The following is a 14,719-nucleotide window of genomic DNA, read 5'->3' as shown; positions in this document are numbered from 1 at the left end:
ACGATCCCGATATATCGTGAGTGTGTCGGTTGAGAACGAGAGGAGAAACCGATGAACAACATGAATCGCAGGCGCCACCATCACCGCCCGTTCGACGGGGAGGATCCGCGTGGACCGGGCAGGCGCGGTGGGCGAGGTCGTGGTCGTGGCCACGGGGGACCCCGCGGCCGCGGCGGACCGCGTCGCGCGGGCCGAGGGGACGTGCGCGCAGCCGTCCTCCTACTGCTGAAGGAGGACGCGATGTACGGCTACCAACTGATGCAGACCATCACCGACCGCACCAACGGGGCCTGGCGCCCAAGCGCGGGCGCGATCTACCCGACCCTCCAGCAGTTGGAGGACGAGGGCATGGTGCACACCTCGGCGGAGGGGGGCCGCAAGCTGGTCACGCTCACCGAGTCCGGCCGTGCGTACGTCGATGAGAATGCCGAATCCTGGTGTGACCCATTCGCATTCGCGGGATCGGGGCCGGATCTGCGCGGACCGCTGCACGATCTACACGCGGCGGCCCGTCAGGTCCAGACATCCGGCACGGCGGATCAGGTCGCCGCTGCCGAGAAGGTCCTCGCCGACGCCCGGCGCGCCCTGTACCTGATCCTGGCCGGCGGCGACGACGCTGCTGCCGCCGACCAGGACACCCGGTGACGTTTCGTTCAGGCGCTCAGGACGGGTCTTGGATCCGCGCCCAGGGCCTGGCGGACTCGAGCTCGTAGGCGAGTTCGAGGAGCGTCCGCTCGTCACCGTGGTTCGCGGAGAAGTGCGCGGCCAGCGGCAGACCCGTCGAGGTCTGGTGCAAGGGCAGTGAGATTGCCGGACCGCCCGACGCGTTGTTGATCGGGGTGAAGGCCACGTAGGTCACGAGCCGATCGAGCAGTGTCTCGAAATCCTGTGCGGGGGAGAGGTATCCGAGCTTCGGTGTGGTGTGCGAGAGGGTCGGGGACACCACGACGTCGTACTTTTCGAACATCCGCGCGTAGATGCGGGCCGTGCGCTGGAGCCGGTACAGCATCCGCGGTGTCTCGACCATGTGCTTGCGATACATCGCGTCCAGTCCGCGGCTGAGGTTGTCGGTCTTGGCCGCGTCGAACGTCGGCCCGAACATTCGCTTGCCGCCGGTCAGAAGCGCGAACGACAGGAAGCCCCAGTACAGCTTGAAGTCGCGCATGAACTCCTTGCCGACCGGCAGCGTGGCCTCCTCGACGTGGTGGCCGAGTCCGTCGAGCAGATCGGCGGTGGACTGCATGGCCTTCCGTGTCTCGTCGTCGGTGGGCACCCCGGTCACCGAGTCGACGATCAACCCGACCCGTAGGCGCGTCGACCCCGGTCCCTCGACGAGTCGGATCGGGGGCAGCTTCGGATTGCGGTAGTAGCGTTCGGCCGCGGCGGAGAATCGGGCGCTGTCGCGCACCGAGCGAGTCACGACGCCCTGCCCGACGATCCGGATCGGCATCGACTTGTCGAGCGAGTTGGCCACCGTGCGGCCGCGAGTCGGCTTGAGTCCCACGAGTCCGCAGGCGGCGGCGGGGATCCGGATGGAGCCCCCACCGTCGTTGGCGTGCGCGAACGGCAGCACGCCGGCGGCGACCAATGCGGCCGAGCCGCCGGACGACGCGCCGGCGGAGTACTCCGGATTCCAGGGATTTCGGACGGGATCGGCGTCCGCGTACTCGGTGGACGCGCTGAACCCGAACTCGGGCAGTCGGCTCTTGCCGATCGGCACCGCGCCCGTCGACAGGAATTGGTTGACGAAGTCGTCATTCCGGGGTGCGGGGGCGGGCGTGAATGCCGCGCTGCCGTGACCGGTGGGCAGGCCCGCGAGATCGACGTTGTCCTTGAGGATGGTCGGGACGCCGGAGAACACCCCGCGGCGGGGAGCGGCGGACTGCTCGAGCGCCCGCTCGAAGTCCTCCGTCTGGACCCCGTTCAGAACACCCTGCACGGCCTCGGCCCGCTCGATCGCGGCCTGGACCACCTCCCGCGCCGACACCTCGCCAGCAGCGATGCGCGCGGCCACTCCGGTCGCGTCGAGGTCACCGAGAGCGTCGTCACGGAAGGCATGGACATGCAGGTTTTCAGTCATTCCCGGAGTCTAGGGGACCTGGGCGCGCTCTTGGACGAATCGGGCGTAGCCGGGCGAAGAGGGCGTCCTTCAGCGAGATAATGGAGGAGCATCACCTCGCGCACCACACGGCGAACGTGGGGAGCGGATTGACCATGGAACAACTCCGGGCGATCAATTGGAACCGAGTGCCCGACCCCGAGGATGTCAGGGTGTGGGACCGGCTGACCCGCAACTTCTGGCTGCCGGAGAAGATCCCGCTGGCGAACGACCTCGTGTCGTGGCAGACCCTCACCGAAGCAGAACGCCTCCTGACCATTCGGGTGTTCACCGGCCTGACACTCCTCGACACCGCGCAGGCCACGGTGGGCGCCGTCGCGATGATCGCCGACGCCGTCACACCGCACGAAGAGGCGGTGCTGACGAACATGGCGTTCATGGAGTCGGTGCACGCCAAGAGCTACAGCTCGATCTTCTCTACCCTGTGTTCGACACGGGAGATCGACGCCGCCTTCGCGTGGTCGGAGGAGAACCCCCACCTGCAGCGCAAGGCGCAGATCATCGTCGACTACTACCGGGGCGACGACGCTCTCAAGCGCAAGGCTTCCTCGGTGATGCTCGAGTCGTTCCTCTTCTACAGCGGATTCTTCCTGCCGATGCGCTGGGCGAGCCGCGCCAAACTCACCAGCACCGCAGACCTGATCCGGCTGATCATCCGAGACGAGGCGGTTCACGGCTACTACATCGGGTACAAGTGCCGGCAGGCGCTCGCCCAGCTGGGCGCCGCGGAGCGTGCAGACCACCGCGGCTACACCTACGAGCTGCTACGGACGTTGTACGACAACGAAGTCCAGTACGCCGCCGATCTGTACGACGAGGTCGGCTGGACACCGGAGGTGTTGTCTTTCATGAGGTTCAACGCCAACCGAGCCCTCGCCAACCTGGGGTACGAGCCGCTGTTCGCACCGGCCGAATGCGAGGTCGACCCCGCGATCCTGGCATCGCTCGACCCCGGGGCCCAGGAGAGTCACGACTTCTTCTCCGGCTCCGGCAGCGCGTACGTCATCGGCCACCAGGAGCCGACCGAGGACGCCGACTGGGACTTCTGACGGACTTCCTGGCCGAGCAAGGAACCCGCGGCCTAAGACCTGTGGGCCGTGTCGATCCGCTCCGCAGGCACACCGGTACGCGTGCGCCTCGTCAGCCATCGGGTGCCTGCGATCGCGGCCGAGACGCCCACCACCGCGCCCGCAGAGATCGTGCCCGCCGGGGTGTCCGGGAACAGGGCCTCGAGCACCAGCCACGCGCCGAACGCGAAGAACAGCACCGCGGCACCGATCCGGACGAGGACCTCCGGCAGGTGCCTGCCGAGGAGGGCGCCGACGACGATGGCGAGGGCGTCGGCGGCCACCATGCCGACTGTCGACCCGATCCACACGCCCACCCAGTCGTGGTCGGCGGCGAGGGTGACGGTCGCGAGCATCGTCTTGTCGCCGAGTTCGGCGAGGAAGAAGGCCGAAGCGACGGCCAGGAACACCGACCCGGTCACCTTTTGTGCTCGCTGCTGCTCGTCGTCGGACAGGCTGTCGCCGCGCAACGTCCACAGTCCGAAGATCACGAATGCGAGGCCGGCGAGAAGCGAGATCGCGGTGGTGGGCAGCGATGCGCCGAGGAAATGCCCGACGCCGACGGAGACGAGGTGGACGACCGTGGTTGCGAAGGTGATGCCTCCGAGTACCACCCACCAGCGGTGGCGCAGCGCGAACGTCATAGCCATGAGCTGGGATTTGTCGCCCAACTCGGCGACGAAGATGACGCCGAAACTCAGCAGGATCGCGGCTGACACTTCCTCGGACCTCCTCCGGTTCTAGTTTTCGGAGGATGTCGGGAACCTTCCTCCGGCCCCGAACGCAATGGATGTGTCCGAGGCCGAAGGTCTCGCCCACCGGACGCCGTCCGGTTCGCGGGCCGGGCAGACACTGCGATGTGCCGGCCAGCATGTCGACCCAGCGATTGTGGGCTACTCCCCTTCGCAAAGGAAACGGTAGTCCCGGTTCAGCGAAAGTGCAAAGGGCGCAATAATTTTGGGGGTCCGAACTTTCAATTTCCGGCGAGCGTCATGCGGTCAGCAGCATGGCCAGAACCGCAGTATCGGGATCGCTGATCGGATCGATTCCGACGCGCGAAACCATCGAGGTCACGGTCCCGTCCGCTTCCGCCTCGACCCACGCCGCGCGGTGTTCGAGGCCGAGGTGCGGCAGTCCGGGAAGCAGGATGCAGCCGGACGCTGCCCCCGCGCACTCCGGCAGGGACGGAACCGTCTCGGTCGGCGGGTGCAGCATCAGGAGCGCCGGCGGCTGGTGTTCGGCGAACCGGCCGGGAGTGAGGACACGGTCTCCCAGAACGGGGCCCTCCGACACGATGAGGCCGACCGTTCCGGGCTCGGGATCCTCGGGCAACTCCTCGCGTGCGCCGAAGACCGTCGATGTGGCCAACAGGCCGGGCAAGGACGCGACCCGGACCGCAAGCGCCAGCAATTGCGCCCACTCCCGCGTCGTGGCGGGCCACCGTCCGGAGATCACGAAGCCGGACAGATCGCCATGCGCGTGGAAGGGTGCGACGCCGACGTACTCTCGCTCGCTCATCTCGGCCCCGATTCCCCTGCCCTCATCGGTATTTCGAGCATGCGCCCTCATGCCGCTGGCACACAAGGGGTCCCGGGTGCCAGCGGCACGACCGGTCGTGCCGGCACCCGAGACTGGGCAAGACCCCGTGCGGGGCCCGGATCGGGCCACCGCTCATGCGGAAAACATACCGAGTGGATGCTTGGTCGGTTGGGGTGGTGAGTCGTGAAATGCGCGGCGCCGCGCCCGGGCGTGCCGGGCGCGGCGCCGGAAAGCGTGCTCCGCGTGGAGCGGTGCAGAAGGTGCCCCGGCGGAGCGGTGCGAATCAGGCCGGGACGATGAGTCCAGCGGTCTGGGTGCGGGCCTTGGCGAAGCGGTCCGCGACGTCGGCCCAGTTCACGATGTTCCAGAAGGCCTTGACGTAGTCGCCCTTGACGTTCTGGTAGTCGAGGTAGAAGGCGTGCTCCCACATGTCGAGCATGAGCAGGGGGGTCAGGCCGATGGAGATGTTGCCCTGCTGGTCGTAGAGCTGGACGATGACCAGACGCTGGCCGATCGAGTCCCAGGCGAGGATGGACCAGCCGGAACCCTGGATGGCGTTGGCGTTCGCGGAGAAGTGGCTGCGGAAGGCGTCGAAGCTCCCGAAGAAGTTGTCGATCGCCGCGGCGAGCTCGCCCTCGGGCTTGTCGCCACCCTCGGGGGAGAGGTTGTTCCAGAACACCGAGTGGTTGGTGTGGCCGCCCAGGTGGAAGGCGAGGTTCTTCTCGTGCAGGTTCACCACGGGGGCCAAGGCGTCGGCCTCGCGGAGCTCGGCGAGCTTCTCGAGAGCGGTATTGGCGCCGGCGACGTAAGCGGCGTGGTGCTTGTCGTGGTGGAGCTCCATGATCTTGCCGGAGATGTGGGGCTCGAGGGCTGCGTAGTCGTAGGGGAGATCGGGCAGCGTGTAAACAGACACGAGATTCCCTTCCTCAGGGGCATGACGCCCTGACGCGAGTGTTTGATGAGTCGTACCGGGGACAACCCCATCTCATTGGTACACCCTGTGCAACTAAGGCGCTGACGTGGGAGCCGCCTCAGAAATATGTTCGGGCACCCGCGATTCGGGCCCGATCGTGGCTACTGGGCACCCGGGACCGCCAACCGACCCGGGCCACCAAGTGAACGGGACGTTAAGCTCTCGGAGTGCCACCCGAAACGCCTGCCGCAGGACCGCGGGCCGACCTGGCACCCCGCGTCGAGCTTGCCGGCGCTGATCTGCTCCGTGCGGTCGCGGTTCTCGCCGTCATCTACTCGCACATCTCCTTCTACCTGATCGACGACGTCGGTTCCGGTTGGTGGATGATCGACGTCGTCCACAAGGTGTTCGTCGAGGGCCTGGGCCTGAACAACCACCTGTCGTTCTTCGGCGTGGCGATCTTCATGACTCTCACCGGTGCGCTGATCACGCGGTCGGCGATCCGGAAGCATCCGGGCCGGTTCCTGATCGACCGGGTGGCACGTCTGCTGCCGGCGTTCTGGGTAGCGATCGCGGCCGCGATCCTGTTGGTCCGGCTCGGCATCAACGGCATGTTCAGCGGACAGCCGGGCATCTCGAACGTCGAGGCCGCACTCAGCTTCGTGTTCGGCGGGTTCTTCCTGAAGCCGCAGGTTGCCGTCCTCGGCGTGACGTGGACACTCGTCGTCCAGATCCTGTTCTACCTGTTCTGCGTCTTGGCGCAGCCGATCCTGCGTACCCGTCCGATCGTCGTCCCGCTCGCCGGCGCGGCGGTTTGTGCTCTGGTGCTGCTCTACAACCTGTACGTCCCGCAGCCCTACACAGTGCCGATGCTCTCGAAGGTCGCGGCAACCCTGCCGACGGTGTTCATCGGTCAGCTGATCTACCTCGGCGCCGCACGGCTCGTCGACTGGCGCTGGCTGACCGTCGGTGTCATCGCGCAGATCGAAGTGGTGCGCCTGGCGACCGACATCCGCGTCTACTGGGCGGGAGACCACTACCTGTGGACTATTGCGGTCGTCGCGGCACTGGTGCTGATGCTCGGCCGCTACCGCGGCCGTCCCACCAGGTGGGCGGTGATTCGGTGGACCGCCACGCGCAGCTATGCGATCTACCTCGTTCACACCCTGATCCTCTACCGGGTCTACGAGAACGCCGTCGGACCGTTCGGCCCGACCGGTGCGGTGATCGCGTTCCTCATCGTCACCGCCGGCGTGTCGGAGGTGCTCTACCGATGGGTCGAGGTGCCCGCGGCACGATGGCTGAGCGCGCGCACCCGGGGGATCGGCCAGCGACCTGCCAAGACTCCCGAGCCGGAGCCGAGCCGGACCCCGACCGACACACCCGACCGCGCGTAGCATCGACGTATGTCTTGGCTCGATGACCTCTTCGACGGTGGTATCGCGCGGGCGAAGTCGGTGATTGTCACGCCGGATCAGGCTCTGCCGGGCCGCGAGGTCCCCATGCCTGTGCCCGCTGCACACGACGTCAACGGCCATCCGCTGCAGCCGCCGTTCCCGGAGGGCATGCAGACCGCCGTGGTGGGTATGGGTTGCTTCTGGGGTGCAGAGAAGGAGTTCTGGCAGCTGGACGGGGTGTACTCCACCGCCGTCGGGTATGCGGGCGGCTTCACCCCCAACCCGACCTACGAGGAGGTCTGCTCGGGCCGCACGGGGCACACCGAGGCCGTCCTGGTGGTGTTCGACCCCGAGGTGATCTCGTACGAGGGCATCCTCAAGCAGTTCTGGGAGAACCACGACCCCACGCAGGGGATGCGGCAGGGCAACGATCGCGGCACCCAGTACCGCTCGGCGATCTACACCGAGTCCGACGAACAGGACCGGGTGGCACGGGCGACGGCGGAGGCCTACGGCAAGCGGCTCGCCGACGCCGGGTACGGCGCGGTCACCACCGAGATCGCGCCCCTGACGACGTTCTACTACGCCGAGGACTACCACCAGCAGTACCTCGCGAAGAATCCCGGCGGCTACTGCCCGGTCCATGCGACGGGTGTGAGCTGCCCGGTGGGACTCGGCGCCTGACCCCGCCCGGCCCGAGCCGAGGCAGGACCCCGCTCAGCCGAGCTGAGGCATTACCTCAGACGCGACGAGCTCGAGATGCTCGAGGTCGGCCAGGTCGAGCGTCTGCAGGTAGATCCGCTGCGTTCCCACCTCGTCACGGTAGCGACCGATCTTGTCGACCAGTTCGGCCGGCGTTCCCGCGAGACCGTTGAAGCGCAATTCATCGACCTCCCGCCCGATCCGCGAAGCCCGACGCGCGATCTCTTCCTCGTTGCGCCCACAGCACAGGACGAACGCGTTCGAGTAGACGAGCGAGTCCGGGTCGCGGTCGACCGCGCGGCACGCCTCGCGGACCCGGTCGAACGCCGCCGCGGTGCCCTCGATCGACTGGAACGGTTGGTTGAACTCGTCGGCGTAGCGGGCCGCCAGCGCGGGGGTGCGCCGCTTGCCCATACCGCCGATCACGATCGGCGGGCGCGGCGACTGCACCGGCTTCGTCAACGCAGGGGAATCACTGATCGGGAAGTGGACGCCGTCGTAGTTGAACTTCTGGCCGATCGGCGTCTCCCACAGGCCCGTGATGATCGCGAGCGACTCCTCGAAGCGGTCGAACCGCTCACCGGTCGGCGGGAAGGGGATTCCGTAGGCGCGGTGCTCTTCTTCGAACCAGCCCGCGCCGATGCCGAGCTCGACCCGTCCACCACTCATGGCGTCGACCTGCGCCACCGAGATGGCGAGCGGACCGGGGTAGCGGAACGTCGCCGAGGTCACGAGGGTGCCGAGGCGGATGGTGGAGGTGTCGCGGGCGAGCCCGGCGAGGGTGATCCACGCGTCGGTGGGGCCGGGTAGGCCCTCGACGTTCATGGCCAGATAGTGGTCGGATCGGAAGAATGCGTCGTATCCGAATTGTTCGGTAGCCTTCGCCACCGCGAGAAGATCGTCGTATGTGGCGCCCTGCTGCGGTTCAGTGAAGATTCTCAGGTCCATGCCGTCCACTGTGCCGCATTCACTGTGCTGTCTGCGCGGATGCCGTCCGTGTGGATGCCGTCGGCGTGGCTGGGGGCGCATTCGACGAATCTCGAGATGGGGCCTGCACCGCGACTCGGGCCCGTTGCCCTTCATCCCCGCACAGCCTGTGGATTGCTGTGGGTCCGACGGTGCACAGCTGTCAACGGATCTTCCGCCACACGCCGCTGACCTGTGAATGATCCCCGGCGGCGTTGTGCAGAACTGGGGACAGTTCTGTGGAAACTGTGGATAACTCGGCGGAATCAGTGGTTCAGGTCACATTTGAATGCTCATTTGGCTGACGCCGGACGCGAAACGTGTCGGTCCGGTCACGAACAGCGCCGAGGTGGTAACGCGAGACGCGTTACCCGGCCCGGGATCGTGCCACAATCAAGGCGTGACGATACCGCGCGTTCCTACTGTCTCCGTGACGGACCTCCCGACGGAGCCCGGCTCGAGGACCGTCCTGCTGGACGTGCGCGAGGTCGACGAGTGGGAGCTGGGGCACGCCCCGGGTGCGCAGCACATCCCGATCATCGACGTACCGGCCCGCACCGACGAAATCGACATCGATGCCGAGGTGTTCGTCGTGTGCCGGCAGGGGGGACGCTCGATCGTCGTGGTCGAGTTCCTCAACAGCATCGGCTTCGACGCCTACAACGTCGACGGTGGCATGGTCGCGTGGCAGCAGGCCGGGCTGCCGCTGATCTCCGATGGCGATCCCGGGTCAGCGAAGATCTACTAGATGAGCGTCGTCCAGGTTTGTGCGCACTGCGCGACCCGATGGCCGGTGGTCGGCGCACCAGCCCAATGGTGCCCGCGCTGCCAGGGCGTGCTGCTCTCGCCGGTCGACACCCTCCGTCCGACGCCACCGTCCCGACGCAACTTCCGCTGGGTTGCTCGCAGCCCGTACCGGCAGCTCGTGGGCCCGCGTCCACCGGCCCGCGAACTCGGACCGACCCCCCGCTACAGCGAGGTGCCTCGCTGGGGCCTCCTCGATCCTCCTCCGGAACGACCCGACGACCGGCTCACCCGTACAGAGTCCGCCGCGGACCTGGCACCGACGCTGCTCGCGTGCACCGCGATCGTGTTCGGTCTCGCTGCCGCGTCGGAGGCCTTCCGATACGGACTGCTCCTGTTCAACCGGGTCCGGCTGGTCGACCCGCTCACCCTCGCACTCTCGGACTCGATGGTGTGGGCGACTCAAGTGTCGGCACCGCTCGTTGCCCTCGCTGCGGCGATCGCCTCGGTGTGCCGACTCGCCCTCACCCGCCGCCGGGTCCTCGCCGCCCGCGGGCTCGCAGACCCACGTTCCCCTCGCTCGCTCGCCGTCGGCGTGCTCGTCCCCGTCGTCAACCTCGTGATGCCCGGGGTGTTCCTCAGCGAGATCGCCGGCGGAGACCGGCGGACGCTGACCGCGATCCGCATCTGGTGGGCCGCCTGGGTTGCGAACGGGGCACTCGTCGCGGTCGGCCTGCTCTGGCGAAATCGCGACACCCTGCAGGCACAGGCGGACGGTGTTGTGCTGGCCGCGGTCACCGCAGCCGTCGCCGCCGCAACTGCACTGCTCACGCTGCACATCGTGCGCCGGTTCGACGACCGCGACCTGTTCGGTCGCCAGCACCGCAGCGCCCGGTGGATCAACGTGCCCAGGAACGCACAGCCCGAGGAGGCGGCAGTCGGATGAGCCCAGATAGGCGTGGACCTCTCGTAGTGGCCCATCGTGGTGCGTCGGCCGCGCGGGCCGAGCACACCCTCGCCGCGTACGAACTGGCTCTCGCGGAGGGAGCCGACGGCCTCGAGTGCGACGTCCGGCTCACCCGCGACGGGCATCTCGTATGCGTCCACGACCGTCGCGTGGACCGCGTGTCCTCCGGCACCGGTGTCGTCAGCGAGATGACGCTCCGAACGCTGGGCGAACTCGATTACGGCACCGACGGCGAGCCGGCGGAGCTGCTGACGTTGTCCCAGCTCATCGAGCTCACCTTGGATTGGACGTCGCGCCCGACCAAGTTGTTCATCGAGACGAAGCACCCCGTCCGCTACGGAGGACTGGTCGAGAGCAAGGTGCTCGCCGAGCTGGCCCGCTACGGGTTGGCCGCCCCGGCGTCCGCCAATCACTCACGGGCCGTCGTGATGTCGTTCGCGGCAACCGCCGTGTGGCGAATCCGCAGGTCGGCGCCGCTGCTGCCCACAGTGTTGCTCGGGGACGCCTCCCGCTACCTCGGCGGTGGGGCCGCCGCTTCCACCGTCGGCGCCACCGCCGTCGGGCCGTCGATCAAGACGCTGCGCGAGCACCCGGAGATCGTCGACAAGGCGGCCGCCGCGGGACGCGCCACCTACTGCTGGACCGTCGACGACCCCGCCGACGTGCGCCTGTGCAAGGAACTCGGGGTGGGCTGGGTCGCGACCAATCATCCCGGACGCACCAAGAAACTGCTCGGCGGCTGAGATGGCGCGCCCGTCCGTGTAGGTTTTGGCCTCGTGGGTAAGAAGAGCAAGAGAAACAGTGGTCCCAAGCCCGGTAGCAACCGTGCCGCGAAGCTCGAGCAGCGGCGCCTCGCGCGTGAGGCCGAGGTCGCTGCACCGACCCGGCCGTTCGCGGGCCTGGCCGCCGAATGCGATCTCGTCGCTCTGCGCGAGTTCGTGCCGTCCGCCATCGTCGATCTGCAGGTCCGGGAGGCCGACAAGCCGGTGACCGGCGCCACGGTCCTGCCGGGTGCCGTCGCAGCACTGGTGCGCGACGAGGCTGGTGCCGCCGGACGGTATGTCGGCTTTCAGGTCCAGGCCCACACGGCCGACCCCGGTGCCGACCTCGGCGCCGCGGTGGTCTGGGCGCAGACCGCCGAGCCGGGCACCTCGCTGACCTTCGCGGACCCGTCGGCCGACGGCCCACGCCTGGCCGACGTCCTGGTCGCGGACGCGCTGCCGAAGATCACCGTCCACCAGGACTTCGACTGGTGGATCCCGGAAGGTGTCGAGTCGACTCCCGACGTCGCCGCATCGGTCCAGCAGGCGAACATGGCGATCATGCCTTCGGCGCGAATCGAGGCCGACGACGTCGTCGCCGCCTGGTGGGTCGACGCCGGTGAACGTGCGCACCTGCGTTGGGTCCGCCCCGAGGACGAGGACGCGCTGATGCTCGCGCTCGCACGCCTCCAGGCCGCCGGCGGGCTGCACCTCGGCGAGGGCTCACGGTTCGCCGGATCCTTCCGGACCCACGGTCTGCTCGTTCCGGTCTTCGATCTCGACCGCGAGAAGCACCCGGACGAGTGGGCTGAGCCGACAGTGGAGTTGGGCCGGCGCCTGGCCGAGGCCCTGGCCGTCGACGCGCCGTTGACGTCGGCGGAACTGCGGGCCCGCGACGGGCTGCGGGGGCGCCAGGTCACCCTGCGCTGAGGCTGAACGGGTTTCACCGAACCAGAAGGGCCCCGTCACGCGCTGCGAGGCGTGTGACGGGGCCCTTCGGCTGAATAGAGGGTCAGATCTTGCCGCCGGCAACCGGCGGCGCACCCGACGCGTCGTCGACGCTGCTCATTTCGCGGGCCACGAAGTCCTCGAGATCGAACAGATTGGAACCGGCACGGTCGGCGATGGTCAGCAGGGTCGTCATGCGGGCGACTTCTTCGACCTGTTCCTTGAGGAACCATTGCATGAACTGTTCGCCGAGGTAGTCGCCGTCGTCGCGGGCGGTGCGGGCGAGTTGGATGACCTGCTCGGTGACGTCCTTCTCCTGGGCCAGCGCGAGCGCGATGGGCTCGCGGGCGCTCTCGAAGCGGCTCTTCGCCGGATCGATCCCGCTGAGCTCGATGGCGATCTCTCGATCCAGGAAGTACTGGATGATCATCATCGCGTGGTTGCGTTCCTCGTTGGCCTGCCTGTAGAAGTGCTTGGCCAAACGCGGCAGGTCCGCGTTGTCGAAATACACCGCGGCCGCAAGGTACTGATGCGACGCGTTGAATTCGTTGCGGATCTGTTCGTGGAGAAGTGCATGGAATTTCGTCCGATGCGACTCGTTTGCAGCACTCATGTAACAAAGATATCGCTGGTCATAACCAACTGTCATCCAAGCAGAACCTAATTGAGGCTAGTATTCCCTCATTTGGGGTCGACTTATTTAGCGTCGGCTAAATTAGGTTGGGCTTTCCAAAGTTGTCGAGTTTCCGGAAATGCCGTCCATCGACAATCGCCACAAATCCGAATCAGGAGCCGGCGATCTTGGGCGCTGTGGAGTCGGACCTGACCGCTGAACTCATCTCGCGCGCCACGAACTCCTCGATGTCGAAGAGGTTGTCGCCCGCGCGATCGACGATCGCGAGCAGGGTCGTCATGCTCGCGACCTCCTCGACCTGTTCCTTGAGGAACCATTGCATGAACTGTTCGCCCAGGTAGTCGCCGATGTCGCGGGCGGTGCGGGCCAGGTGTGTGACCTGATCGGTGACGGCTTTCTCCTGCGTGACGGCCAGCGCGACGGGCTCGCGGACCGACTTGAAGTCGGTCTCGACGGAGTCGATTCCGGGCACCGTGACCGGCAGGTCGTTGTCGAGCAGGTACTGGACCATCATCATCGCGTGGTCGCGTTCCTCGGCCGCCTGCCGATAGAAGCGTCCGGCGAGCTGCGGAAGATCCTCGGAATCGAAGTAGACGGCGACAGCAATGTACTGCTGCGAGGCCGTGAATTCGTTGCGGATCTGTTCCTGCAACAGTCGGTGGAACTCGCTAGTGCGTGCCGCATCACTCATGAGCGAAACACTACTCCCGCGACGCCGCTATGGCGCCGGCGATGTCACGCCTATGACGGTGCGCTGGTCAGAAGGCTCTGCGGGATCTGACGGTCATTTGCGAGCGCATCGAAGAATTCGCTCGCCTTTCCTCGGTCCCACAGCAGGACGTCACCCCAACCGGCGACGACGTCGAATCCGCCGACCGGCACGGTGGTGGTCACCACGTCACCACGCATGGCCCACGCCAGCCCGGCGAGATTCCACAGATGGTCCCCGTCGTCGACCTGTATCGAGTCTGCCGTCTTCGCGATCGTCGGCCACAGTCGCAGCGGATTGATCAGTGTTGCGGGTGAGGTCACCTTCTCCAGCAGCGCGCTCATGAAGGCGCGCTGATTGTCCATCCGGTCCAGGTCGGCGAGGGGGGTCGCGCGACTGCGGACGAAGCCGAGCGCGTCGGGTCCGTTCAAGTCCTGGCAGCCCTCCGGGAGGTTGACGCCGGCCATGGGATCGTCGATGGGGTACGGCACGCACACGTTCACGCCGCCGAGCGCATCGACGACGCCGGCGAAACCGCCGAACCCGATTTCGGCGTAGTGGTCGATGTGCAGCCCGGTGGCCTCCTCGACGGTCTGCACCAGCAGTTGCTCACCGCCGGGTTGCGAGAAGGCCGCGTTGATCTTGCCCCGGCCGATACCCGGGATGTTGACGTACGAGTCACGTGGGATCGACACCATCGTCGTGGCACCGCTCCTTGGGATGTGCACGAGCATGATCGTGTCGGTGCGCTGGCCGCCGATTTCCTCACCACCGGTCGTCAGCTCCGCCGCCTGCTCGGGGGTGAGTCCCTCCCGGCTGTCCGAGCCGACCAGCAGCCAGTTGGTGCCGGGGGTGTCGGCGATGCGGCCGGGATAGTCGGCGAGTGCGTCCACGCGGTTCAGCTTGGTGTCCAGGAAGAGCATGCCGCCGACCGACGCCACCAGAGCCATGACCAGCACCAGCGCGACCCGGCGCGGCCAACGCCAGCGCCGGCGTGGACGTCGCCCTTTCGGCGGCTCGCCGGCGGGACGCGGCGGCCGTGGGGGCTGGGGGGGTTGGGGAGGTTGGGGGTTGCGTGGCGGCGCCGGCGGGACGCGGCGGCCGTCGGCGTACGGACGCGGTGTCTGTGTCGGGGCGTACGCGCGGGGTGGTGGCGCCTGGGACCACGCCCGCTGCGGCGGCGGAGGCGGGGCGGGTTGGCCCCCGCGGCCGTCGCGCCGGATCACCTGCGAGCCCTCGGGTCCCGGCGCAGG

Annotated in this window: 16 protein-coding genes; 8 read left to right on the top strand and 8 right to left on the bottom strand. The window is 67.5% G+C overall.

The window, feature by feature from the left end:
• Positions 1 to 201 precede the first annotated feature (201 nt).
• Positions 202 to 645 (top strand): PadR family transcriptional regulator, encoded by a 444-nt coding sequence (locus EF834_RS11600; RefSeq protein ID WP_235871133.1) that lies wholly within the window; start codon positions 202 to 204, stop codon positions 643 to 645.
• A gap of 16 nt (positions 646 to 661) precedes the next feature.
• Here EF834_RS11600 and EF834_RS11595 read toward each other — a convergent pair whose 3' ends face one another.
• Entirely contained in the window at positions 662 to 2,080 is a 1,419-nt protein-coding gene (locus tag EF834_RS11595; RefSeq protein ID WP_127947400.1) for an amidase, read from the bottom strand.
• Between the two features lie 134 nt (positions 2,081 to 2,214).
• On the opposite strand from EF834_RS11595, the gene nrdF reads away from it, so the two are divergent.
• Complete coding sequence (gene nrdF, locus EF834_RS11590) at positions 2,215 to 3,168, top strand: class 1b ribonucleoside-diphosphate reductase subunit beta (protein WP_408014501.1); 954 nt, start codon at positions 2,215 to 2,217, stop codon at positions 3,166 to 3,168.
• 32 nt (positions 3,169 to 3,200) lie between these two features.
• Here nrdF and EF834_RS11585 read toward each other — a convergent pair whose 3' ends face one another.
• The 3 genes from EF834_RS11585 to EF834_RS11575 form a co-directional block, all read right to left on the bottom strand.
• Positions 3,201 to 3,905, bottom strand: a complete 705-nt coding sequence (locus EF834_RS11585) for a TMEM165/GDT1 family protein (RefSeq protein WP_127947398.1) — start codon at positions 3,903 to 3,905, stop codon at positions 3,201 to 3,203.
• Between the two features lie 271 nt (positions 3,906 to 4,176).
• Complete coding sequence (locus EF834_RS11580) at positions 4,177 to 4,704, bottom strand: peptidase (RefSeq protein WP_127947397.1); 528 nt, start codon at positions 4,702 to 4,704, stop codon at positions 4,177 to 4,179.
• A 304-nt stretch (positions 4,705 to 5,008) separates the two neighbouring features.
• Positions 5,009 to 5,638: a superoxide dismutase gene (locus EF834_RS11575; RefSeq protein WP_127947396.1), complete on the bottom strand. Its 630-nt coding sequence runs from the start codon at positions 5,636 to 5,638 to the stop codon at positions 5,009 to 5,011.
• 266 nt (positions 5,639 to 5,904) lie between these two features.
• On the opposite strand from EF834_RS11575, the gene EF834_RS11570 reads away from it, so the two are divergent.
• Both EF834_RS11570 and msrA read left to right on the top strand, forming a co-directional pair.
• Entirely contained in the window at positions 5,905 to 7,035 is a 1,131-nt protein-coding gene (locus EF834_RS11570; protein ID WP_127947699.1) for an acyltransferase family protein, read from the top strand.
• A 9-nt stretch (positions 7,036 to 7,044) separates the two neighbouring features.
• Entirely contained in the window at positions 7,045 to 7,719 is a 675-nt protein-coding gene (msrA, locus tag EF834_RS11565) for a peptide-methionine (S)-S-oxide reductase MsrA (protein WP_127947395.1), read from the top strand.
• A 33-nt stretch (positions 7,720 to 7,752) separates the two neighbouring features.
• Here msrA and EF834_RS11560 read toward each other — a convergent pair whose 3' ends face one another.
• Positions 7,753 to 8,685, bottom strand: a complete 933-nt coding sequence (locus EF834_RS11560) for an LLM class F420-dependent oxidoreductase (protein ID WP_127947394.1) — start codon at positions 8,683 to 8,685, stop codon at positions 7,753 to 7,755.
• Between the two features lie 418 nt (positions 8,686 to 9,103).
• Between EF834_RS11560 and EF834_RS11555 the strand changes: the two genes are divergently transcribed.
• The 4 genes from EF834_RS11555 to EF834_RS11540 are packed head-to-tail and all read left to right on the top strand — an operon-like array spanning position 9,104 to position 12,105.
• Complete coding sequence (locus EF834_RS11555) at positions 9,104 to 9,451, top strand: rhodanese-like domain-containing protein (RefSeq protein ID WP_235871131.1); 348 nt, start codon at positions 9,104 to 9,106, stop codon at positions 9,449 to 9,451.
• Entirely contained in the window at positions 9,452 to 10,393 is a 942-nt protein-coding gene (locus EF834_RS11550) for a DUF4328 domain-containing protein (RefSeq protein WP_127947392.1), read from the top strand. It abuts the gene before it with no gap.
• Complete coding sequence (locus EF834_RS11545; protein WP_127947391.1) at positions 10,390 to 11,157, top strand: glycerophosphodiester phosphodiesterase; 768 nt, start codon at positions 10,390 to 10,392, stop codon at positions 11,155 to 11,157. Before EF834_RS11550 ends, EF834_RS11545 begins: the two co-directional genes overlap by 4 nt.
• A gap of 33 nt (positions 11,158 to 11,190) precedes the next feature.
• Positions 11,191 to 12,105, top strand: a complete 915-nt coding sequence (locus tag EF834_RS11540; protein WP_127947390.1) for a DUF5926 family protein — start codon at positions 11,191 to 11,193, stop codon at positions 12,103 to 12,105.
• A gap of 82 nt (positions 12,106 to 12,187) precedes the next feature.
• Here EF834_RS11540 and EF834_RS11535 read toward each other — a convergent pair whose 3' ends face one another.
• The 3 genes from EF834_RS11535 to EF834_RS11525 all read right to left on the bottom strand — a co-directional run bounded on the left by EF834_RS11535 (position 12,188) and on the right by EF834_RS11525 (position 14,692).
• Positions 12,188 to 12,736, bottom strand: a complete 549-nt coding sequence (locus EF834_RS11535; protein ID WP_127947389.1) for a ferritin — start codon at positions 12,734 to 12,736, stop codon at positions 12,188 to 12,190.
• Positions 12,737 to 12,908: 172 nt separating this feature from the next.
• The gene (locus tag EF834_RS11530; RefSeq protein WP_127947388.1) at positions 12,909 to 13,448 is read right to left on the bottom strand and encodes a ferritin; all 540 of its coding nucleotides are present in this window, start codon (positions 13,446 to 13,448) and stop codon (positions 12,909 to 12,911) included.
• A 50-nt stretch (positions 13,449 to 13,498) separates the two neighbouring features.
• Positions 13,499 to 14,692, bottom strand: coding sequence for an LCP family protein (locus EF834_RS11525; protein WP_127947387.1), 1,194 nt, complete (start codon positions 14,690 to 14,692; stop codon positions 13,499 to 13,501).
• Positions 14,693 to 14,719 lie beyond the last annotated feature (27 nt).

The sequence above is a fragment of the Rhodococcus spongiicola genome, assembly GCF_004011835.1.
GTDB lineage: Bacteria > Actinomycetota > Actinomycetes > Mycobacteriales > Mycobacteriaceae > Prescottella > Prescottella spongiicola.
The sequence above is the reverse complement of the archived record's forward strand: the minus strand, read 5'-3'. Positions and strand labels throughout refer to the sequence as shown.

Bases quoted from the DNA above. Each gene is read 5' to 3' on its own strand.
- EF834_RS11595 (WP_127947400.1), bottom strand. From the start codon at position 2,080: ATGACTGAAAACCTGCATGTCCATGCCTTCCGTGACGACGCTCTCGGT.
- nrdF (WP_408014501.1), top strand. From the start codon at position 2,215: ATGGAACAACTCCGGGCGATCAATTGGAACCGAGTGCCCGACCCCGAG.
- EF834_RS11580 (WP_127947397.1), bottom strand. From the start codon at position 4,704: ATGAGCGAGCGAGAGTACGTCGGCGTCGCACCCTTCCACGCGCATGGC.
- msrA (WP_127947395.1), top strand. From the start codon at position 7,045: ATGTCTTGGCTCGATGACCTCTTCGACGGTGGTATCGCGCGGGCGAAG.
- EF834_RS11560 (WP_127947394.1), bottom strand. From the start codon at position 8,685: ATGGACCTGAGAATCTTCACTGAACCGCAGCAGGGCGCCACATACGAC.
- EF834_RS11550 (WP_127947392.1), top strand. From the start codon at position 9,452: ATGAGCGTCGTCCAGGTTTGTGCGCACTGCGCGACCCGATGGCCGGTG.
- EF834_RS11545 (WP_127947391.1), top strand. From the start codon at position 10,390: ATGAGCCCAGATAGGCGTGGACCTCTCGTAGTGGCCCATCGTGGTGCG.
- EF834_RS11535 (WP_127947389.1), bottom strand. From the start codon at position 12,736: ATGAGTGCTGCAAACGAGTCGCATCGGACGAAATTCCATGCACTTCTC.
- EF834_RS11530 (WP_127947388.1), bottom strand. From the start codon at position 13,448: ATGAGTGATGCGGCACGCACTAGCGAGTTCCACCGACTGTTGCAGGAA.